The following is a 20,959-nucleotide window of genomic DNA, read 5'->3' on the forward strand; positions in this document are numbered from 1 at the left end:
CCTTTGCGTTGTAGCAGCTATCTCGGCTTGCTCAGCTCGGTTGCGACCTGCTGCGCTTCGGAGCGCAGTGCGCCCTCGCCCGCGGTATCCAGGTTGCTGCCGGTACCGTTGGTGGTGACGTCGAGCCGGGGCATGAAATCATCCGTCGGCTGCAACTGCACGTGCAACGACGAGCGATAGTTGTTGGCAGGATTAGCGCCAGCGCCCGCGCCGGCGGCGCGTGCCCGGCGGCGTGCTCCAGATGGCTGTTGCAACTCCGTCACGTCGGTATAGAGCACGTAATGGCATCCCTTGGCCGCAGCTTCGGCGCGCAGGTCGAACTGGTTCTGCGCATCGAGCTTCACCGACTCCACCCGGACGCGCTGAAGTTCGGTGATCAGCGTATCGCGCCAGGTTTCGTTATCCACTGAAGTAGAAGTCTGGTTGAGCACCGGCGCGACGCAGAGCGGGCCCCGCCCGCCACGGCGGTGGCCCTGCATCTGGTCGTCCTGACGCGATGGGGGCGGGCGACTGGCACTGCCCATGCCGCTCATCGCCTCTTGGCACATCAGTCCCTGGTAGCTATCCACCTGGCGGTAGCCCGCGGGCACATCGAAGAGCGCGGGATCGAGCGTCGCACGCGAAAGCTCCGTCGTCTCTTGCGTGCTGGTGTAGGTGTTACCTTGCGCGTCGGTCATGGTGGTGGTGAGCTTCATGGGATAGCCGAGGTTGCGCATGCCGCCGCCGGTGTAGCGGACGCGGTCCTGGCAATCAGGACGCACGCGGCCCATATTGCCGCCGCCCGGACGCGGTGTGGCCGAGCAGCTCAGTCCGCCACCGGAAAAGTCGGCATACCAGCCATCGGATTCCATCTTCATGTTGGCCGGGTTGCAGGCGTCGGGGCTCGAATTCATGGTCATGGTGCTGCGGATGCGGCGCGCGGTGTAGCCAAACATCTTCTGCGTCTCGCCGGTCGCGGCCGAACTGGTGTTAAGGGTCAGGGTGCCGCCCTGGCGCGGCGGTCCAGTGTCGCGCTGCGCGTTGTTGGAAGCGGCGTTATTCGAAGACCGCGGCGCGGTGCCGGTGCTGTCGTCGTCCATGGGCGCGACCATGTAGGTGCGGCAGGCGTCACTCAGCGTAAGGATCTGGCGCCGGTCGCATTGCGTGATGGTCACCTGCTGCATCGGGCCCATCTGCATCTCGGTGCGCTGGCGCATGCCCTTGATGTATGTGGTGCCCTCGCTGGAATTCCCCGCCATCGTGTTGCGGGTGGTGATCTTCAGGTCGGCGCCATAGGCGGCGCCGGCAAACGCACACGACATCACTACGGCGGCAATACGGCGGATCAGGTTTGGCATGGAGGTCTCCTGGCGGAAGAGTCGAGCCGACATTGCGGGCAACAAGATACCACTAACGGGTGACGGCCAGCGGAAAACGCGCGCGCAGCGCGGCGATAAAGGCGCGGTCGGCGCGCGGCGAAACCATCTCAATGGGAGAAAAACCCCGCCGCCACGCCAAATAGAACGTGAGCAGCAGGCCCACGCCGGTGATGGCAAAGTTGGGCCAGGCGTTGAGTGCCCATTGTCCGTGCCATGTCCACGTCCAACGATCGGAGAAGGGCGCGAGGTACGGGACCGGCCACTGATATCCGTCTGGCCCGCGCGCGCCGACCAGGTCGCCGAGCAGATGCAGATGGAAGCTCGCGAACGCCAGCAGCGCAGTCAGCCAGCGTCGCTCGCGCGCGACCGCGAAGCAGACGGCCACAACAAGGAGCGCGAACGCTAAGTTGTGTCCGAGAACGTGGTGGTAGTCAGTGAACCAGAGCAGCGGATGCGCGCTGTGCTTGGTTAGCACTTCGGGGATGGCGCCGAGTCCGTCGAGGTCAGGCGCAACACCGGCGAGAGCGATGGCTGCGCGCTCGCGGCGTCCGATGGCGTGCGGGCCGCTGGCGGGCGGAATGTTGGCCACCATCCAGCCAACCAGGAAGTGCGTGACCGGGCTCATGGCGGGCAGCTTACAGTGTCGGCATCGCCCAAACCAAGATGCTTCGCGACTGATACCCCGCCTGGAGAAAGCGGCGGGGCCCCTCGGTCACTCAGCATGACCCTTCGTATCGTGAGTGAAGTGAAAATCAGACCTCGATCATTACGTCGTCGCCTTCGACCTTGATGGGATAGACCGCCGTCTTCAACTCCGGATTGTGTGCGACGGCGCCGGTCTGCGGATCGTAGGCCCAGCCGTGCCACGGGCATACGACCTTGCCTTCCAGGACCACGCCGGTGCCGAGTGGACCGCCGCGGTGGATGCAGACATTGTCCATCGCCGAGATCACGCCGCCCACGTTGGCCACGCAGATCATCTTGCCGTCGAGGGAGAATTCCTTGGCGCGGTTCTCCGCGGGAAGCTCGGCCGTGCTCGCGAGTTTGCGGAACTCTGCCATCGCTCCTGAGAACCGAGAACTGGGAACTGAGAACTACTTCGGCTGCAGCGTCTGCGCGATCATGACTTGCCGCTTGAAGTCCGCCGCCATGTGGTCGGTCAAGCGGACTTCGGTCGGCTTCTTGGCCAGCGACATGGAGTCGATCTTGTCCTGCAACTTGAGCAGCGCGTAGAAGAGATTTTCGGGCCGCGGCGGACATCCGATCACGTAGACATCGGTGGGGACGATGCGGTCCACGCCCTGCAACACGGCGTAGGTATTGAACGGGCCGCCGACGGAGGAGCACGCGCCCATCGAGATCACCCACTTCGGGTCGGGCATCTGGTCGTAGATGCGCTTCACCACCGGCGCCATCTTCAGCGTCACCGTGCCGGCAACGATCATCAGGTCACTCTGCCGCGGGCTGGGACGAAACACCTCCGCGCCAAAGCGCGCGATGTCGAAGCGCGCGGTGGAGCTGGCGATCATCTCGATGGCGCAGCAGGCCAGCCCAAACGTCATCGGCCAGAGCGCCGACTTGCGCGCCCAGTTGAACACGTAGTCCACCGTGGTGATGAGGAAGTTCTTCTCGAACTTGTTTTGCAGCCAGCCCATGCGTCTCCTGATGAACACGCTAGTCTAGAGAGCGGCGCGCAGCCAAGTCAAACGTCTCAAGGGACGTGCCCAACCTCGGCCGCTTGTGCTGTGCAGGGGGATGCGGCGCTTCCTGGTTCATAACGAAAGGCAGAATCATTCCAGACATACGTGCGACACGTCCTACTTCGTAGGCTCCGATTCTCCAATCCGGGGGCATTGTGCTCCGCGTCAGCCATCTTCCCTGCAAAGTACTGCCCTTGACCCTGGACCAGCACGCGAGCACTCCGGCCATCGACAGAGGCTGGCACAAACCAACCGACTTGCAGGGTACAGGTTCGTGGCGGCGGACCGGTCTGCACGCACGAGCGCGAGCGGGATACGAAATCCATGACACGACGCAGTTCCCCGTTAAACACGCGGAAGTGCGCTTCGTTCATCACGTAGATCCCCGTACCGCCTCCACTCGCACGTAGTACCAACTCAAAACGTTGTGGTCCGGGCGAGGTCCACACCGGCGCGAGCTGGAGGCTCACGAACTCGCTCAGGACATCCTTCGCCAAGACCATCTCGTATTTGCACCAGCAGTCGAATGTTGCGATGCGTCTCCAACCGCCTTGCGGCGTCGGCGCTGCGACGGCGGCGAAGGTCAATTGGCTCTCGTATAGGAAGACGGCCAAGATCGCATACTGAGTCGCATCGGCACCCAGCGACGCATAGGTAAGGGTGACTTGGTCGGGGGATACGACTTTTCGACCGGTCACTGTGGCGGGCGAAGTCCGTCCCCAAGTCGCGGAGTGGGCCTGCTTATCCGTCAATCCAACCAAGTCGAGCGCGCCTAATCGCACTCGATCGTCAGGCGAGCGGAGATCTCTCGTGATCGTCTCCGGTAGTGGCCACACGCGAGCGTCGCGGCGGACGCCGAAATTTCCAACTTCATCCGTAAAGGTCGGATGCGCAGTCTGTGCAGCGGCCGAAAGGGCCAGCAGCAGAATGGTTGCGATGATTCCGTGATGCGCCATGCTTTCCCTTCGCAACGGATGAGCACCCGCGAGCGTGCGTTCGCGCCATTTAGCCAAGTCAAACGGGGTGTCTAGCGCTTGCTCCAAGCCCAGCCGGTGATGCGCCAGCCGGCAGTGCCCTTCTGCAGGGCTACGGTGAGAATCGAGGCAGGCTCGGTGGCGCGCTTTCCTTTCTGCTTGAAACTGTACTTCGCCGGCATCACGACGTAAGCGCGGTCGCCGCTGACGTCGACATGCCACGGTTTGCCGAGCGTGACCTTGCCGTCGGTGATGCCGTTTTTCTTGGCGTCGGCGTCATAGTCATGCGCCCAGTCGGCGCAGGCTTTCGGGCCTTGCCACGCGTAGGGCGGAAACTCGTCGACGATGGAGGCTGGCGAGGCACAGGTCGCGAGCGCCGAGGCGACGTCACCCTGGTTGAAGCCGTCGGCGAACTGGTGGACCGCCGCGACCGCGTCGCTCTTGTCCGACGCCGCGGCCAACGCCGCCACCAGCACGATCGCGAGTGCAAAGACTACTTTGCGCATGTTGTCTCCTCTTCCATCTCTTACGTGAACTGTCCGTACGGTGCCGTGCGTCGTTTCAGGGCTTTGGCGGGCGGTCCTTCCCTGCCTGCGCCGACGGATCGTAATCGTGGACCTTCCCACATTTTGGACAAACGGCCTTGGTGTTCTGCTCTTTCATCTCTGTGAGGAAAGTTTTGAACGTCGTTCCACAGCCGCCCTTACATAAGACTTCGATCTCTTTGTCGTCGTTCATGGTCCCGTCCTTCTGAGTGGATGCCAGGCGCTAGAATCTCCCACCCAAGTCACATGGAACGCGATTATAGTTCGACGCAGTGAGGTGCTATGTCTCTCTTTCATGCCGACGCGATCGTGGGTGCGTGTGCCGACCCGGGGTTAGCGGCGACTTGGTGGGAGAAGGCGTTCGACTGCCGTCGTGTGCCCGTGCCGGGTAGCTGGGATGACAGCGCGGATTGTGTCGCACTGCAATTTCCGGGAGACGACGAGCCGGCCATCTGCCTCTCCCCGAAAGCGCGCGACCAGAACAGCTACCCCGTGCCGGTGATCTTCACCGGCAACATCAAAAAGGCTTATCAGGGGTTGCTCGAGCGTGGAGTGGTCGCGGGCCCAATACAAGGCGACGACCCGAAGTTCTTTGAACTTCGCGACGGCGAGGGCAACACGGTCGAGGTTTCAGAGGAGCCCTAGGAAAAAATCTTGTCAAGCCCCTCTCCGCCCCGATTTCTCCCTAACCCACTGAATCGCTTAACGATAAAGTCACAAGATAGTTTTCCGGTTTACCCCTCCCGTTGGCGCATACTGGACATGGCGGGGTGTGCCCACTGAAACGTGCCTACTCCACCGGTGCTTTCCAGAAAGGCGTCGCGCTCTTTGAAAACTTGAACCCAGCCAAGCCATTGGGTAACCCAATCCTTCATTGGGTTACCCAATCCGTAACGTGATGACTTCAAACGGAAATGGGCAAGAATGGGAGGGGGGAGGGGGTAACCCAATCCCCGCGGTGGTTTCGAGCAATCGGGATACCCGATCGCTCATCGGGTGTCCCGATCCGTAACCTGATGGTTCTAAAGACAAATACCCCCACCCCCGGGGGGTAGGGGTATATCCCGATGGCGATGCGGAAACACTAAAGCCGGACAGCCCTTCCGTAGATCGGTTCTAGTAAATCTGATACGGCGGCGCGGACGACCGCACGTTCGGCTTTTCGGCCGTCAGCAGCAGCGCGCCGATCTGCTTGAAGTCGCGCAACTCTTCCGCGTTCTTGAACCACTTGCCGGAATATTCGTCGGGCGTGGGCGAGAGGTCGGGGACGTGCCGCGCAGCCACGTTCTCGAAGGCGTGCGCGCGCAGCAGCTCCACGTAGTCCTGCTCGGAGCGCGCCTGCACCGGGACGTTCAGCGCCTCCACCCAGCGCAGCGAGTGTGGGTTCTCCTTATATAGGTTGATGAGGATGAAGAGGCGGCCCTTGGGCGCCATCACGCGAAACAGTTCGTGGGCGGCGCGGTCCTGGTCGGCGTAGTAGTAGAAGCTCTCGACGGAGAGCACTTTGTCGAAGAAGTTCTCTTCCCAGGGAAGCTGGTGCGCGCTTCCCCAGACGAACATCACGTTGTCGAACTCGGTGGAAGTGGCGCGAGCGCGGCGGATCATCTCGTCGGAGATATCCACGCCGATGACCTGGCCGTGTCCCTGCGGACCGTCACCGACCATGCGCGCCAGGATGCGCGTGGCCCAGCCGGCGCCGCATCCCATATCGAGCACGCGCTCGCCGGGACGCAGGTCCATCAGCCGCAGCGTCTGCTCGACGATGGACGCGTGGTGGCGCTCCATCTCCTCGCCGCGCCCGGCAGCGGCCCAGTCGTTGAACTCCTTCTGCATCTGCTCGTCGATGGTCATCGGCCTATTGTAAGAGTTCACGCTTGTCATTCCGAGCCCGCCGTGGCGGGCGAGGAATCTGCTTTTCCTGCGGAGGCTTCGCCGTGCTACATTCGCGCGCATGCCTGAACCTCCCGCCGAGGTCCCTAAAGAACGCCCTGCGGTGCTGGACACGCTCTATTGTCCCAAGTGCGCGCGCGAGGTCACCGATCCACTGACGTGCGGCGACTGCTCCGCGGTGATCTGCCGCGTCTGCGGCACACCACTCGAGGCCGCCGCCGACCTGGGGATGGGATAAAGGATGACCGGAGCCGCCCACGCCGCTGACTCGAAATCGCAGGCATCAGGAGAAGGCCAGCAGCCCACGCTGGTCCGCGGACTCACGCTGGTGGATTCCGTCCTGCTGCTCGTGGGCGGCATCATCGGCTCGGCCATCTTCCTGGCGGTAAAAGACACGGCCGCGCCGTTGCCGCATCCGCTGTGGCTGATCGCGGTGTGGGTGGTGGGCGGCGCCATCACGCTGCTGGCCTGCTTCGCTTTCGCCGAGTTGGGCGCGATGTATCCCGATTCCGGCGGACAGTATGTCTACCTGCGCGAGGCCTACGGCGACCTGGCCGCGTTCCTGTTCGGCTGGATGGTCATCACGGTGAACTTTTCCGGGACCATCGCCGCGCTCGCCGTCGGTTTCGCGGCGTATTCCGAGGCCATCATCCCTTACGGCGCGGACAAAGTACTGCTCGCCGTGGGCTCGTGGTCCCTCACGCGCGCGGGCGTGCTCGCCATCGTCGCCATCGGCGTGCTGACGTGGGTGAACGTGATCGGACTGCGCCGCGCGGCCACGATGCAGAACATCGCCACCTGGACAAAGTTCGGCGCCATCGCCATCTTCGTGGTGCTCGGCGTGACCATCGGACGCGGCTCGTGGTCGCACTTCACGGCGGTAGCCCCCCTGCCCACCGCCGATCTGTTCAAGGGATTCGGCGTCGCGCTCATCGCGGTGTTCTTTGCTTACGACGGATGGAACTACATCACCTGCGCCGCGGGTGAGGTGAAGGATCCGCAGAAGAATATCCCGCTGGCGCTGGTGCTGGGCGTGCTCGCCGTCGGCGCGGTCTACATCTCGATGATCGTTGTTTACCTCTACGCTTTGCCCATCGAGCGCGTGGCGTCGGAGGCGACCATCGCGAACACCGCGGCGATATCGCTGTTCTCGCCGGCGGTGGGACGCTGGGTCAGCGTACTGATCGCGGTGAGCTGCTTCGGCGCAGCGTCGGCATGCACCCTGGCCGGCGCGCGCGTGGTCTACGCCATGGGACGTGATGGCGTGTTCTTCCGCGCCATGGGCTACGTGCATCCGAAGTACCGCACGCCGTCGCTGGCGCTGATCGCGCAAGGCATATGGTCGGCGGTGCTTGCTGTCAGCGGACGCTATGACCAGCTCTACACCTACGTGATATTCGTCGGCGTGCTGATGTACACGCTCACCGTGGGCGCGGTATTCATCCTGCGGCACAAACGTCCGGATGCGCCGCGTCCGTATCGTTGCACCTGGTATCCGTTCGCGCCCGCAGCTTACATCGTGCTCTCGCTGATCTGGTGCGGGGTGGTCGTGTTCCAGCGTCCCAAGGAAGCCGCGGCGGGGACGCTGATCGTGTTGCTCGGAATCCCGGCGTATTTGTATTTCAAGCGGAAACTGAAGACGGCCGCGTAGCGCTGCGTTGTCCGCACTTTCCAAGAGCGCTGCTGCTCGATAGGATTACAGGCTGGTATCCGGATAACGAATCCGCATGAACGCTGACTTAGAAAAGATCCTGCGCAGTTACGACGACACCGCGCCGCTCGAGCGCGCCTCGACCATTCCCGGCCCGTGGTACGCGGACGAGCGCATTGCCGAGCTGGAGCGGCAAACCGTTTTCGGGCGCACCTGGCAGATGGTCGGACGCGCGGAACAGGTGGTCGAGCCCGGACAGTACCTCACTGCGGAGGTCGCGGGCGAACCCGTCGTTGTTGTGCGCGGCAGCGATAGCGAACTACGCGCATTCTTCAACGTGTGCCGCCATCACGCGGCCGCGGTGATGACGGAAGCGGAGGGAAAGGCTTCCGTCCTGCGCTGCCCGTATCACGGTTGGACCTACGGCCTCGACGGCACGCTCAAGGGCGTGCCGGAGTTCGACGGGGTGCAGTGCTTCGAGCGCGAGAAGACGGGCCTGGCGCCGGCGCGGGCCGAGACGTGGGAGAAGTTCGTCTTCGTCTCGCTCGACGCGCACGCGCCGCCGCTCGCGGAGCATCTCGGCGCGATGGTCGAGCGCTTCCAGCCGATGCGTCTCGACAAGCTGCACTTCGCCGGACGCCGCGTCTTCGAGCTGAAGTGCAACTGGAAGGTCTTCGTCGACAACTATCTCGATGGCGGATATCACGTGCCGCATCTGCACAAGGGGCTGAACAGCATCCTGGAGTACAAGAACTACACCATCGAGAACGAGGGGCGCTTCTGCCTGCAATCCAGTCCCATAGACGCCAGCGGCGGCGAGCAGCTGACGGCGCAGGTGCGGCAGGGACGCGCACTCTACTTCTGGCTTTATCCCAACGTGATGTTCAACTGGTACGAGGGCTACCTCGACACCAACCTGGTGCTGCCCCTCGCCATCGACCGCATGGCGGTGGTCTTTGAGTTCTACTTTGCGGACGTGAGCGCGGCGGCCGCGGCGCGTAACCAGCAAAGCATGGACGTGAGCGAGCGCATACAAGATGAAGACCACGCCATCTGCGAGTCGGTGCAGCGCGGATTGAAGTCGCGAGCTTACGGAGCAGGTAGGCTCTCGGTGCGTCGCGAGGCGGGTGAGCACCTGTTCCATCGCCTGCTGGCGCAGGACTTGAAGAGCGCGATCGGGAAATCGGTCGCCGCGGACTGAGCCGTATCTTTGGCTTGCAACCCTAGCGCAGCTGCTTCAGGATCTCGCGCGCGGCGTTGGCGCCCGATGCGCCGGTGAGTCCGTTGCCGGGGTGCGTTCCTGAGCCGCAGAGGTACAGCCCTTCGACCGGCGTGCGATAGCGCGCCCACCCGAGCAACGGACGCATGGTGAAAAGCTGATCGAGCGCCAGCTCGCCGTGGAAGATCTGTCCGCCGGTCAATCCGAACTTGGTTTCGAGATCAAGTGGCGTGAGCACTTGCCGGGCTTCGATGGTGCCGGGCAGTTCGGGCGCGTACGCCACAAGTGTTTTCACGACTGCGTCGCCCAACGCTTCGCGCTGCGAATCCCAATCGCCCTCGCGCAGTTTATACGGCGCAAAGTGGACGATGACCGACATCACATGCTTCCCTGCCGGCGCCAGCGACGGGTCGAGCAGCGAAGGGATGCTGACGTCGAGATAAGGATGTTCGGCGAAGCGACCATACTTGGAGGCGTCAAAGGCGCGTTCGAGGTAGTCGATCTCCGGACCGATGTGGATGCGGACCGCGCCGGCGCCAGCGTCGTTCCCCTTGAGCGCGGTGAACTTCGGCTCAGACCCGAGCGCCAGGTTGACTTTGGCGGTGGTGCCGCGGCAGCGGTAGTGCTGCAATTTGGAGATGAAGTCGGGACCGAGATGCATGGGATCGACCATGCGCAACAGTGTGTTGCGCGGGTCCGCGTTCGAGACCACGGCAGCAGCGGCGACTTCTTCGCCATTCGTCAGCACCACGCCGCGCGCGATACCGTCTTTGACTACGATCTGCGCGACAGGCGCCCCGGTGCGGATCTGCGCGCCGGCGGCCTTCGCGGCGTCGGCGAGCGCGTCGGTGAGCCTGCCCATGCCACCGCGCGGAAAGGCTGCCGGGCCGGCGGGATGTGGGTCGGCGACAGCGTGCAGCAAGAGTGCCATGGTCGAGCCGGCGGACCAGGGACCGAAGTTCGTCCCAAAGATGCCGCGTGCCGCGATGGCGGCGCGCAGCAGTTCGGTCTCACAAAACTCGGCAACGAAGTCCGCGACCGCCATCGGTCCCCAGCGCAGCAGGCGGAACATATCCTTGCGGCCGAGCGAGCGGAACTTCTTTCCCGCCTTCAGCATTCCCCAGGCATCGCCGGCCGAGGGGTGATCGATCTCCGGCGGGGTGAGCGCGAGCACTTCTGCGATGACCGCGCTCACCTGCGCGAGCACGTGTGCGAACTCGGGATACTTGCCGGCGTCTTTCTGCGAGAATCGCCCGATGGCTTCTGCACTGCGCTTGGTGTCGCCGTAGAGAGCTAGCGCGCGGCCGTCCGGAGAGAGCGCGACCAGACGCGGGTCGGGTCGCAGCATGTCTTTGCCGCCCAGCTCGAGACCCCGCAAGTTCATGTCGCGCGTGATATCGGCACGCAGCGGGCCTTCGGCGTGCAGCAGCGCGGAGCATTTGAATCCGGGATGGAACTCTTCCGTGACCGCAACGCCGCCCACCATCTCGCGACGCTCGAGCACGAGCGGCTTCCACCCGGCCTTGGCGAGGTAGAAGGCGGTGATAAGGCCGTTGTGGCCGCCGCCGATGACGATGATGTTCTTGTCGGCGATGGCTAGGCAGCTCCGCGTTTGAAGTCTTTGAGGATCTCGAGTGCGGCCAGCCGTCCGGGGGCGCCCATGATGCCGCCGCCGGGATGCGTGGCCGAGCCGCACATATAAAGGTTGTCGATCGGCGTGCGGTACTGCGCCCAGCCGGGTATCGGACGCAGGAAGAACAATTGCTCGAGCGAAAGCTCGCCCTGAAAGATGTTGCCCTCGGTGAGACCGAACTCGCGTTCGAGGTCGAGCGGCGTGAGCACCTGGCGTCCCACGATGATGTTGCGGATGTTGGGCGCGTGCTCGGCGATGGTGTCGATCACGGTGTCGCCGAAGGCTTCACGCTGCTCGTCCCAATCCCCTTCCGCCAGCTTGTAAGGCGCGTACTGCACGAAGCAAGACATCACGTGCTTGCCCGGCGGCGCGACCGAAGGATCAGTGAGGCTGGGGATGACCATGTCGATGTAAGGACGGCGCGAGTAGTGGCCATACTTGGCGTCGTCATAGGCGCGCTCCATGTAGTCCACGCTCGGCGAGATGGAGATGGCGCCACGCAAGTGCGCGCCCGGGCCGGGGATAGCCTTGAAATCCGGCAGCGCGTCGAGCGCGAGGTTCACCTTGCCGGAGGAACCGCGGAACTTGTAGCGGCGCACCTCTTCCAGGAACTCCGGCGGCAACTGGCTGGGATCGAGGAAGCGCAGGAAGGTGAGGTGCGGATCGACGCTCGAGGAGATGACGCTGGCGAAAAGTTCGTCGCCATTGGCGAGCGCCACACCGATGGCCTTGCCGTTCTTCACCAGGATGCGCGCGATGGGCGCCTCGGTGCGGATCTCGACGCCCGCCTCGCGCGCCGCATCGGCAATGGCGTTCGAGATCGCGCCGGTGCCGCCGCGGGCGAATCCCCAGGCGCGGAAGGCGCCATCGATCTCACCCATGTAGTGGTGCAGCAGCACGTACGCGGTACCCGGCGAACGCACACCCAGGAAGGTCCCGATGATGCCGGAGGCGGACATCGTGGCCTTGAGCACGTCCGTCTCGAACCACTGGTCGAGATAGTCCACCGCGCTCATGGTCATGAGCTGGACCTGGTTGTACTTGTCCTCGTAGCTCAGCCCCTGGAAGCGCTTGCCGAGAAAGAGCAGCTTGCCGATATCGCGCGGCGAGAGCTTGGTGGGGTCCGGCGGCGTCATGTTGAGGATGGGTTTGACGAAGCGGCACATGTCGAGCATGGTCTTGCCGAATTCGTCGTAAGCCTCGGCGTCCACACGCGAGTGGCGAGCGATCTCGCGCCGCGTCTTGCCGTGATCGTTCACGCGCCAGAGATGGTCGCCGTTCGGCATGGGAGTGAAAGTGCCGTCGAGTGGCAGGATCTCGAGCCCGTGACGCGGCAGATCGAGCTCGCGGATGATCTCGGGACGCAGCAGCGAGACCACGTACGAAGCGACGGAGAACTTGAACCCGGGGAAGATCTCTTCGGTGACGGCCGCGCCACCGAGCACGTGGCGGCGCTCCAGCACGAGCACCTTCTTACCCGCGCGCGCGAGGTACGCGGCGGTGACGAGGCCGTTGTGGCCTCCACCGATGATGATGGCGTCGTACTTAGTAGCCATGCTTAGTAGCCATGCTTAGTGGCCATGCTTAGTGGCCATGCTGGTTGGGCATTTTTACGATGTCAGAGGCGAATCGTCATTCTACCGACGAAGCTCGGTTTTGTCTGCGGGGGCGGCGCGCACTGGGTCAGCGTAGTGCAGTTGTTTATAATCGCGACGTCATTCGCGTAGTCGTCATTCGTGTAGTCGTCATTCGTAGTCCAGGAGAAGCGCCCTGTGCCGATCGGAACCGCATTCCACGAACGCACCTTCCCGCTCTGCGAGAGCCTGAACTACCGCGAGTGGTCGGGATACTACACGGTCAGCGCCTACGAGATGCACCATGAGCACGAGTACAATGCCATCCGCAACGCCGCCGGTCTCATCGACGTTTCGCCGCTCTACAAGTACCGCATCACCGGGCGCGACGCCACGCGCTTCGTCGATCGCGTGAACGTGCGCGATGTGAACAAGGTCGCGGTGGGCCAGGTGATCTACACATGCTGGTGCGATGAGCAGGGCAAAGTCGTCGACGATGGCACCATCTCGCGGCTCGCCGAGAACACCTATCGCTGGACGGCGGCCGACCCTAGCTTGCGCTGGTTCCGACAGAACGCGCTCGGCATGGATGTCTCTATTGAAGACATCTCCGAGCAGGTGGCTGCGGTCGCCCTCCAGGGCCCAACATCCGGAAGACTGCTGGCGAAGATCACCACCGATGCCAACATCGATATCCGCAAGCTAAAGTATTTCCGCGTGACGTCGGCGAAGATCGCCGGCGTTCCGGTGGACATCTCGCGCACCGGCTACACCGGCGACCTCGGGTACGAGATCTGGATGCCGTGGAACGACGCCGTGAAAGTGTGGGACGCGCTCACCGCGGCGGGCCGCGAGTTCGATCTGCACGCCGCCGGCATGCTGGCCCTCGACGTGGCGCGCATCGAGGCGGGCCTGCTGCTGATCGAGGTGGACTACAACTCGAGCAAGAAGGCGCTGATCGAGTCGCAGAAGTTTTCCCCGTTCGAGATCGGGCTGGGGAGGCTCGTCCATCTCGAGAAGCCGAACTTCGTTGGGCGCGCCGCGCTACTCGAAGAACAAAAGCGTGGCCCGGAGCGGCAACTCGCGGGCCTCGAAGTCGACTGGATCGCGGTAGAGAAGGAGTACGACGCGGTCGGGCTGCCGCCGGTCGCTCTCAGCATGGCGTCGCGCGTGCACGTGCCCGTCTATCGCGACGGCAAGCAGATCGGCAAGGCGACCTCGACCACGTGGTCGCCGACGCTGAAGAAGATGATCGCGCTGGCCAGCGTCGCCTCGCCCCATGCCGCACTCGGCACCAAGTTGTACATGGAGATCACGGTGGAGGCGATGCGACGCACTGTCCCGGTGACGGTGGTGAAACTTCCCTTCTTCAATCCGCCACGCAAGACGGCTACGCCGGCGTGGTGAGAAGGCGTGCGCCGGCAGCGCTCGACCGCCCGGCAGTTCGCACGAGTCCTCCGAATCAGCCCCGCCCGCATGAGCCGTACAAGGGCCCCTGCGCTGGGCCTTGACACCCCTATCCTTTGTTGGTAAGATTACCAAGTAATTTGGTAATGGAAGAATTAGCATGAAGGGCCATCTAAGGGTGACCGATGAGGTGTGGATCGGCTTGGCGTTGTTGCATCGCGAGCAACCCAGCCGGACGTCATTCGCTGCCCAGGAAGTGGTGGAGCGCGTACGGCGCGAGCGGGCATTCCCGGTGCTGCGGCCTGGTGTCCAGGTGCATGTCTACGAGCACGCGGTGGCGAACCTGCCTCCCCGCTCCGGGCGCTACCGCATGCTGTTTCGAATGCCTGACGCTACCGTGCGCCTATTCCGACCGGGAGATGAGAGTCATCCAGAACGGCGCGGCAAGATGGTCCCGAAACGCGACGAGATCCCAGACCGCTATCGGCCGCTATTGGACTGGTATGAGCATGACTACTGCAAGGCGGCAAGCCCTGGAAGCGCACCGGATCTGATAGCGGAAATGTTGGGCTGCGGTAAGGAGGTCTGGGAGGGTGTCGACCCGGACGCTTATGTCAACGAATTGCGCTCCGGCTGGACCGACGTTCCTGAGGAGCGCCCCGCGCAGTCGGTGGAGAGGGATTCAAAACTACCACCGGTGAGCCAGTCGCGATGAACCGAGTGTTCTGGGACACCAACCTCTTCGTCTATCTTTTTGAGCGCACCCCGTTGCTGGCCGACCGAGTGATCGAGATCGCGAGCCGGATGCGTGCACGCGGCGACCGGCTTTTTACGAGCGCTCTCGCGGTGGGAGAGACCCTGGTCAGACCTGCAAGACTAGGACGGAACGATGTGGTCGACAACTATCTGCGATTGTTCAGGTCGAATCAGGTGACGGTGCTGCCGTTCAACCTGGAGGCAGCGCAGCACTACGCTTCGATCCGGCTGGACCGCGGCATCCGTCCGCCCGACGCAATCCACCTTGCGTGTGCCGCGGCGGCAAGCATCGACCTGTTCCTGACGAACGATGAAGCGCTGAGCCGCAAGATCATTCCTGAGATCCGCTTCATTAGCAATCTCGAGCGCTCACCGCTCTAGAACTTGGCCAGTTCGCTCATCGCGCGGTAGAGGTCTTCGGCCTGTGGCAGGATCTCGTCCTCGAGCGTGGGTTGGTAGGCGACGAAGGTGTCTTTCGCGGCGACGCGGCGTACGGGAGCGTCGAGGTCTTCGAAGAGCTCGTCGGCGATACGCGCGGCGATCTCCGCGCCGTATCCCCAGCTGAGCGTGTCTTCGTGCGCCACGATGACGCGGCTCGTCTTGCGGACGGATCCCGCGATCGCCTCCCAGTCGTACGGGTTGAGCGTGCGCAGGTCGAGCAGCTCGACCGAGACGCCTTCCTCGCGTTCGAGCTTCTGCGCCGCCTGCAACGCGCGCGGCACCACCGCGCCGTAGGTCACGACGGTGATGTCCGTGCCTTCCTTCCAGAGACGCGCTTTGCCGAAGGGGACCATGTAGTCGGGGCCGGGATAGGGCGCGCGCCCAAAGGGCTCGCGGTAGAGGCGCTTGTGCTCGAAAAACATCACGGGATCGTCTGACCGGATGGCGGTGCGCAGCAGCCCATTGGCGTCGAGGGCGTTCGATGGGAAGACCACGCGCATGCCGGGCGTATGCGTGAACAGCGATTCGCCGCATTGCGAGTGGTAGATAGCGCCGCCGGTAAGGTATCCGCCGACGGCGACGCGGATCACCGCGGGCGCGGAGAAGTTTCCGTTCGAGCGCCAGCGGATGAGCGGCAGCTCGTTGCGCAACTGGTGCATCGCCGGCCAGATGTAATCAAAGAATTGGATCTCGGGGACGGGCTTCAATCCGCGGGTGGCCATGCCGACGGCGCGTCCCACGATGTTGGCCTCGGCGAGCGGCGAGTTGAACACGCGCTCGCAGCCGAACTCCGATTGCAGCCCGAAGGTCAGCTTGAAGACTCCGCCTTTGCCTTTCACCTGCTTCTGCTTCAGGTACTCCTCGCGCGAGCAGTCGGCCACGTCTTCGCCAAAGATGACCACGCGTTCGTCGCGGCGCATCTCGTCGCGCAGGCACGCGGTGATAAGGTCGGCCATGGTCTTATCGGCGCCCTCGGTCGCGGGCTGGGTGGCGAAAGCGGATGAGCACGGGTCAAGATCGGGCGAGTAGATGTGTTGCTTCCACGAGCCGGGCGCGGGCAGCGCCGCCGTGAGCGCTCGATCGGTGGCTTCCTGGATCTCGTCGTCCACGGACTTTTCCAGCGCGTTGATCTCTTTCTCCTCCAGGATGTTCTCGCGGATGAGGAACATCTGCATGCGCGTGATGGGGTCGCGTGCCGCGTCTTTCTGGCGCTCGCTGTCGGGGCGGTACAAGCGCTCGTCGTCGGAGAGCGAGTGCGAGTATGGCCGGATGACGTGTCCGTGGACGAGCGCCGGGCCTTTCGCCGCGCGGCAGTGCTCGATCGCTTTTGAGAGGACGGCGTAGCTCGCGACCGGATCGGTGCCGTCACACTCGGCGAAGTAGAAGTTGGGGAAGCCGGCGACCAGCTTCGAGATGCTGCCGCCCGCCGTCTGCACTTCTACCGGGACGGAGATGGCGTAGCCGTTGTCCTCGACCACGAAGAGCACGGGCAGCTTTGAATTCGCCGCGGTGTTCATCGCCTCCCAGAACTCGCCCTGGCTCGTGGTGCCCTCGCCGCAGGAGACGTAGACGACCTCGTCGGCGTGGAAGATCACGTCTTTGAATTGGCGGTAGTCCCCTGAGTGTTTTTTCGCGGCTTCCGGATGGGTGGTGAAGTAGCGTCCCGCTTCGGCGCATCCCACGGCTTGCAGGAATTGCGTGCCGGTGGGGGAAGATTGCGTGACGATGTTGAGCCGCTTGTGTCCCCAATGCGAAGGCATCTGGCGGCCACCGGAGCTCGGGTCGTCTGCCGCGCCCACCGCCTCGAGCAGCTGCTCGTAGGGCGACATCCCGAGGGCAAGGCAGAGCGCGCGGTCACGGTAATAAGGATAGAACCAGTCGTAGCCCGGCCGCAGCGCGGCAGCGGCGGCGACCAGCAGCGCCTCGTGACCGGCGCCGGATATCTGGAAGTAGATCTTCTGCTGACGCTTGAGCAAGATCTCGCGATCGTCCAGCCGGCGCGACATGAACATAGTGCAGTACATGTCGACGAGCTGCTTGCGCGTGAGCCCTTGCCAGGTCCGTTCGCCTTTCGGTGGCGGCGGCGGCTGGGTTTTCGGCGCGGGCTTGGGCTCGACTTTCGTGGTCGCCATCGGTGTCCTTGGGTTCCAGATAATGGATTTGGGATTGTGGGCTGTACGATACCCGCGCTGTCCGGCTATTGTAAATCGGCGCGCGACGCGGACGATATACTCACCTTGTAATGATCAAGATCAATCGCTCTATCCCGGCAGACAAGATCAAGCTGGTCATCTTCGACCTCGATGGCACGCTGGTGGATTCGCGCCTCGACCTGGCCAACTCCATCAATGCCATGCTGAAACACTTTGGCAAAGCGGAGCTGCCCTGCGACGTGATCGCCGGCTACATCGGCGATGGCGCTCCCATGCTCGTCCGGCGCGCGCTGTGCGATCCCGACGATGAGGCGTTCGTGGAAGAAGGGCTCGATTATTTTCTCGGCTACTACCGCGAGCACAAGCTCGACAACACGTACGTCTACGAAGGCGTGAAGGAAGCGCTGGCGGCGATCGCGCAGTCGGCGAACGGCGCTGCGCGCAGGATGGCGGTGCTGACCAACAAGCCGGTGCGTCCCTCGCAGGTGATCGTGGACGCGCTTGGCCTGGGCGGCTTCTTCGTGCAGGTCTATGGCGGCAACAGTTTTCACACCAAGAAGCCCGACCCGCAGGGCGCGCATGCGCTGCTCGATGAGAATGGCGTGCAGCCGCAAGAAGCGGTGATGGTCGGCGATTCGGAGATCGATGTGCTCACCGCGCGCAACGCCGGCATGTATTCCATCGGACTGAGCTACGGCTTCGCGCCGCATACCCTCGTGACCGTCCCACCGGACGTGCTGGTGGATACGCCGCAAGAGCTGGCGCAGGTGCTCGCGCCTCAGCATGGGTAACGATAAGGATGAGAACTTCGGATTGACGAAGGGCGAGCTGCGCAAGCTGCGCGCGCTCAAGACGCCCGGCGGCATCCAGCGCTACCTTGACGCGCTGCCCTACCACCTCGCGCCCACGGCATGGTCGCCGCAGCGCGTGCTGCGCGAGGGCACGGCGCACTGCCTCGAGGGCGCGATTTTTGCGGCCGCGGCGCTGCGCGCCATCGAGTATCCGGCACTCATCTTCGACCTGGAAGCCGAGCACGATACCGACCACGTGATGGCCATCTTCCAGGTCCGCGGGCACTGGGGCGCGATCGCGAAATCCAATTGGGCGGGCTGTCGCGGTCGCGATCCCGTCTTTCGCAACCTGCGCGAGCTGGCGATGAGCTACTTCAACCTCTATTGCAATCGCCGGCGCGAGCGCACCCTACGGACGTATTCGCGTCCCGTAAACCTGGCGCGCTTCGACCGCCGGCACTGGATGGTAGCCAAAGACGTGTGGTTCATCGCCGAGTATCTCTGCGACATCCCGCACACCAGGCTGTTGCAGCCGGGCATGAAGAAACACCTCACGCGCGTGGACGAACGCCTGTTCAAGGCCGAGCTGACCGGACATCGCTGGAAGTAGCCCGCCGAAGTCGCGCGCGCGCGTGCCGTATAATAGAGGATTGCCCACACGCCGATCTTCGGCTCTGTGACGCCTCTCCCTAAGCGCGAGAGGCAGGGTGAAGCGCGTCACGGTCACCGCAGAGCGGCGCTGCCTAGCGGTTTTCACGAATCAATGGACTTTAAACTCCAATCCGATTACACGCCGCAAGGCGATCAGGCGCGCGCCATCGAGCAGCTCGTTCGCGGACTCGCCGACGGCGAGAAGCACCAGGTGCTGCTCGGCGTCACTGGCTCGGGCAAGACCTTCACCATGGCGAAGATCATCGAGCAGCTGAAGAAGCCGGCGCTCGTGCTCGCGCACAACAAGACACTCGCCGCGCAGCTCTACCACGAGTTCAAGAGTTTCTTTCCCAGCAATGCGGTCGAGTACTTTGTCTCCTATTACGACTACTACCAGCCGGAGGCATACATTCCCGCCGGCGACGTCTACATCGAGAAAGAAGCCACCATCAACGACGAGCTCGACAAACTCAGGCTTTCGGCGACGCGGTCACTCTTCGAGCGGCGCGACTGTGTGATCGTCGCTTCGGTGAGCTGCATCTACGGGCTCGGGTCGCCGGAGGCATATTACGGCATGCTGCTGTTCCTGGAAAAGGGACAGAAGATCAAGCGTGAGGACATCACACGTAAGCTGGTGGAGATCCTGTACGAGCGCAACGACGTGGACTTCCGGCGCGGGACCTTTCGCGTCCGTGGCGACGTGATCGAGGTTTTCCCGACCTATGACGACAACGCCTACCGCATCGAGTTGTGGGGCGACCAGGTCGAATCCCTTTCGCAGATCGATCCGTTGTTCGGCACGGTGAAGCACAAGTACGTCCGCCTGCCCATCTATCCCAAGACGCACTACGTGATGACGCCCGAGACGCGCGGTAATGCCATCGTCTCCATCAAGGAAGAGCTGACGTGGTGGGAGAAGGAACTGGAGAAGCAGGGCCGCCTGGTCGAAGCGCAACGCGTGCATCAGCGGACGATGTTCGACCTGGAGATGATCAAGTCGGTCGGCTACTGCCATGGCATCGAGAATTACTCGCGGCACTTCTCCGGACGCCTTCCCGGCGAAGCGCCGCCGACGCTGCTCGACTATGTGCCGCGCGATTATCTTTTATTCGTCGACGAATCGCACCAGACCGTCCCGCAATTGCATGGCATGTATCACGGCGACCGCTCGCGCAAGACCACGCTGGTGGAATACGGCTTCCGCATGCCGAGCGCGATGGATAATCGTCCCCTGACTTTCGAGGAGTTCGAGCATCGCGTTAACCAAGCGGTGTATGTGTCTGCAACTCCAGGGCCTTACGAGCTAACGCGTTCGGCGGGTGTGGTGGTCGAGCAGATCATCCGGCCGACCGGCCTGGTGGATCCGGAGGTGGAGATACGTCCGGTGAAAGGACAGATCGACGATCTGCTGCACGAGATCCGCGCGCGCGTGGAGCGCGGCGAGCGCGTCCTCGTGACCACGCTGACCAAGCGCATGGCCGAAGACCTGGCCGAGTATTACGCCGAGGTCGGCGTGCGCTGCCGCTACATGCACTCCGAGATCGAGACGCTGGAGCGCGTCAAGATCCTGCGCGGGCTACGCAAGGGCGAGTTCGACGTGCTCATCGGCATCAACCTGTTGCGCGAAGGGCTCGACCTGCCCGAGGTCTCGCTCGTCGCTATCCTCGACGCCGACAAGGAAGGCTTTCTCCGTTCGGCCGGTTCGCTCATCCAGACCATCGGACGCTGCGCGCGCCACGTGGAAGGACGCGCCATCCTCTATGCCGACCGCATGACCGACTCGATGAAGAAGGCGATCGACGAGACCGACCGGCGCCGCGCCATCCAGCGCGCTTACAACGTGGAGCACGGCATCACGCCAGAATCGATCGTGCGTCCGGTGGAGATGTCGCTGGCGGCGATCATCGAAGCCGACTACGTCGACTTTACTTCCGCCGACGATGGGCTGCCCGAGTTCAAGACGCAGGAAGAACTCGACCTCTACATCGTCAAGCTCGAGGCCGACATGCGCGAAGCCGCCAAACGGTTTGAATTCGAGAGAGCGGCAAAGTTGCGCGACCTGATCCGCGATCTCAGGACGAAAGAATTCCTGTTCGCGTGATTCGCCGCGGATCTGCGCGGATGTATGCGGATTGGACGAGCTGGGTGAGCGCGTAGCGAGCGCTGGCCCGCGCGAGCGTAACGCGAGGGGCGACGCAGCCGAGCTGAGCCCGCTC

General features: G+C 63.3%; 20 protein-coding genes. 10 read left to right on the forward strand and 10 right to left on the reverse strand.

Features of this window, described 5'->3' with window-relative positions; translation table 11 throughout:
• Positions 1 to 17: 17 nt before the first annotated feature.
• From M3P27_00505 to M3P27_00530, 6 genes are all read right to left on the reverse strand, one after another.
• Positions 18 to 1,337 carry a DUF4412 domain-containing protein gene (locus M3P27_00505; GenBank protein MDP9266788.1) on the reverse strand — a complete coding sequence of 440 codons (1,320 nt, stop codon included), beginning with the start codon at positions 1,335 to 1,337 and terminating at the stop codon, positions 18 to 20.
• Between the two features lie 52 nt (positions 1,338 to 1,389).
• Positions 1,390 to 1,983 (reverse strand): metal-dependent hydrolase, encoded by a 594-nt coding sequence (locus tag M3P27_00510; GenBank protein ID MDP9266789.1) that lies wholly within the window; start codon positions 1,981 to 1,983, stop codon positions 1,390 to 1,392.
• Positions 1,984 to 2,110: 127 nt separating this feature from the next.
• Positions 2,111 to 2,419 carry a Rieske (2Fe-2S) protein gene (locus M3P27_00515; protein ID MDP9266790.1) on the reverse strand — a complete coding sequence of 103 codons (309 nt, stop codon included), beginning with the start codon at positions 2,417 to 2,419 and terminating at the stop codon, positions 2,111 to 2,113.
• A gap of 33 nt (positions 2,420 to 2,452) precedes the next feature.
• A complete protein-coding gene (locus M3P27_00520) occupies positions 2,453 to 3,013 on the reverse strand; it encodes an NADH-quinone oxidoreductase subunit B (protein ID MDP9266791.1) in 561 nt (186 codons plus the stop codon).
• A 1,072-nt stretch (positions 3,014 to 4,085) separates the two neighbouring features.
• Positions 4,086 to 4,538, reverse strand: coding sequence for a nuclear transport factor 2 family protein (locus tag M3P27_00525; GenBank protein ID MDP9266792.1), 453 nt, complete (start codon positions 4,536 to 4,538; stop codon positions 4,086 to 4,088).
• Positions 4,539 to 4,593: 55 nt separating this feature from the next.
• Entirely contained in the window at positions 4,594 to 4,770 is a 177-nt protein-coding gene (locus M3P27_00530) for a hypothetical protein (GenBank protein ID MDP9266793.1), read from the reverse strand.
• An 89-nt stretch (positions 4,771 to 4,859) separates the two neighbouring features.
• On the opposite strand from M3P27_00530, the gene M3P27_00535 reads away from it, so the two are divergent.
• Entirely contained in the window at positions 4,860 to 5,222 is a 363-nt protein-coding gene (locus tag M3P27_00535) for a hypothetical protein (GenBank protein MDP9266794.1), read from the forward strand.
• Between the two features lie 471 nt (positions 5,223 to 5,693).
• On the opposite strand, the gene M3P27_00540 is transcribed toward M3P27_00535, so the two are convergent.
• Positions 5,694 to 6,428 carry a methyltransferase domain-containing protein gene (locus tag M3P27_00540; protein ID MDP9266795.1) on the reverse strand — a complete coding sequence of 245 codons (735 nt, stop codon included), beginning with the start codon at positions 6,426 to 6,428 and terminating at the stop codon, positions 5,694 to 5,696.
• A 100-nt stretch (positions 6,429 to 6,528) separates the two neighbouring features.
• Here M3P27_00540 and M3P27_00545 point away from each other — a divergent pair, with 100 nt between their 5' ends.
• The 3 genes from M3P27_00545 (at position 6,529) to M3P27_00555 (ending at position 9,319) form a co-directional block, all read left to right on the forward strand.
• On the forward strand, positions 6,529 to 6,705 hold the full coding sequence (locus M3P27_00545; GenBank protein ID MDP9266796.1) for a hypothetical protein: 177 nt from the start codon (positions 6,529 to 6,531) through the stop codon (positions 6,703 to 6,705).
• A gap of 3 nt (positions 6,706 to 6,708) precedes the next feature.
• Entirely contained in the window at positions 6,709 to 8,118 is a 1,410-nt protein-coding gene (locus M3P27_00550) for an amino acid permease (GenBank protein MDP9266797.1), read from the forward strand.
• A 76-nt stretch (positions 8,119 to 8,194) separates the two neighbouring features.
• On the forward strand, positions 8,195 to 9,319 hold the full coding sequence (locus M3P27_00555; GenBank protein ID MDP9266798.1) for an aromatic ring-hydroxylating dioxygenase subunit alpha: 1,125 nt from the start codon (positions 8,195 to 8,197) through the stop codon (positions 9,317 to 9,319).
• 22 nt (positions 9,320 to 9,341) lie between these two features.
• Here M3P27_00555 and M3P27_00560 read toward each other — a convergent pair whose 3' ends face one another.
• Together M3P27_00560 and M3P27_00565 are read right to left on the reverse strand one after the other, a co-directional pair.
• The gene (locus M3P27_00560) at positions 9,342 to 11,033 is read right to left on the reverse strand and encodes an NAD(P)/FAD-dependent oxidoreductase (protein MDP9266799.1); all 1,692 of its coding nucleotides are present in this window, start codon (positions 11,031 to 11,033) and stop codon (positions 9,342 to 9,344) included.
• Complete coding sequence (locus M3P27_00565) at positions 10,934 to 12,526, reverse strand: NAD(P)/FAD-dependent oxidoreductase (protein MDP9266800.1); 1,593 nt, start codon at positions 12,524 to 12,526, stop codon at positions 10,934 to 10,936. The genes M3P27_00560 and M3P27_00565 overlap by 100 nt, the downstream gene beginning before the upstream one ends.
• 216 nt (positions 12,527 to 12,742) lie before the next feature.
• Here M3P27_00565 and M3P27_00570 point away from each other — a divergent pair, with 216 nt between their 5' ends.
• From M3P27_00570 to M3P27_00580, 3 genes are all read left to right on the forward strand, one after another.
• Entirely contained in the window at positions 12,743 to 13,951 is a 1,209-nt protein-coding gene (locus M3P27_00570) for an aminomethyltransferase family protein (protein ID MDP9266801.1), read from the forward strand.
• A gap of 160 nt (positions 13,952 to 14,111) precedes the next feature.
• The gene (locus tag M3P27_00575; GenBank protein ID MDP9266802.1) at positions 14,112 to 14,666 is read left to right on the forward strand and encodes a hypothetical protein; all 555 of its coding nucleotides are present in this window, start codon (positions 14,112 to 14,114) and stop codon (positions 14,664 to 14,666) included.
• Positions 14,667 to 14,671: 5 nt separating this feature from the next.
• Complete coding sequence (locus tag M3P27_00580) at positions 14,672 to 15,088, forward strand: type II toxin-antitoxin system VapC family toxin (GenBank protein MDP9266803.1); 417 nt, start codon at positions 14,672 to 14,674, stop codon at positions 15,086 to 15,088.
• Here M3P27_00580 and M3P27_00585 read toward each other — a convergent pair.
• Positions 15,085 to 17,280: a dehydrogenase E1 component subunit alpha/beta gene (locus M3P27_00585; GenBank protein ID MDP9266804.1), complete on the reverse strand. Its 2,196-nt coding sequence runs from the start codon at positions 17,278 to 17,280 to the stop codon at positions 15,085 to 15,087. The two genes, M3P27_00580 and M3P27_00585, sit on opposite strands and share 4 nt — an antisense overlap.
• Positions 17,281 to 17,390: 110 nt before the next feature.
• Between M3P27_00585 and M3P27_00590 the strand changes: the two genes are divergently transcribed.
• The 3 genes from M3P27_00590 to uvrB all read left to right on the forward strand — a co-directional run bounded on the left by M3P27_00590 (position 17,391) and on the right by uvrB (position 20,844).
• A complete protein-coding gene (locus M3P27_00590) occupies positions 17,391 to 18,092 on the forward strand; it encodes an HAD-IA family hydrolase (GenBank protein ID MDP9266805.1) in 702 nt (233 codons plus the stop codon).
• A complete protein-coding gene (locus tag M3P27_00595; GenBank protein MDP9266806.1) occupies positions 18,085 to 18,702 on the forward strand; it encodes a hypothetical protein in 618 nt (205 codons plus the stop codon). The genes M3P27_00590 and M3P27_00595 overlap by 8 nt, the downstream gene beginning before the upstream one ends.
• A 153-nt stretch (positions 18,703 to 18,855) precedes the next feature.
• Complete coding sequence (uvrB, locus tag M3P27_00600) at positions 18,856 to 20,844, forward strand: excinuclease ABC subunit UvrB (protein MDP9266807.1); 1,989 nt, start codon at positions 18,856 to 18,858, stop codon at positions 20,842 to 20,844.
• Positions 20,845 to 20,959: the final 115 nt, after the last annotated feature.

The sequence above is a fragment of the Acidobacteriota bacterium genome, assembly GCA_030774055.1.
Taxonomy (GTDB): Bacteria; Acidobacteriota; Terriglobia; order Terriglobales; family Acidobacteriaceae; genus JACPNR01.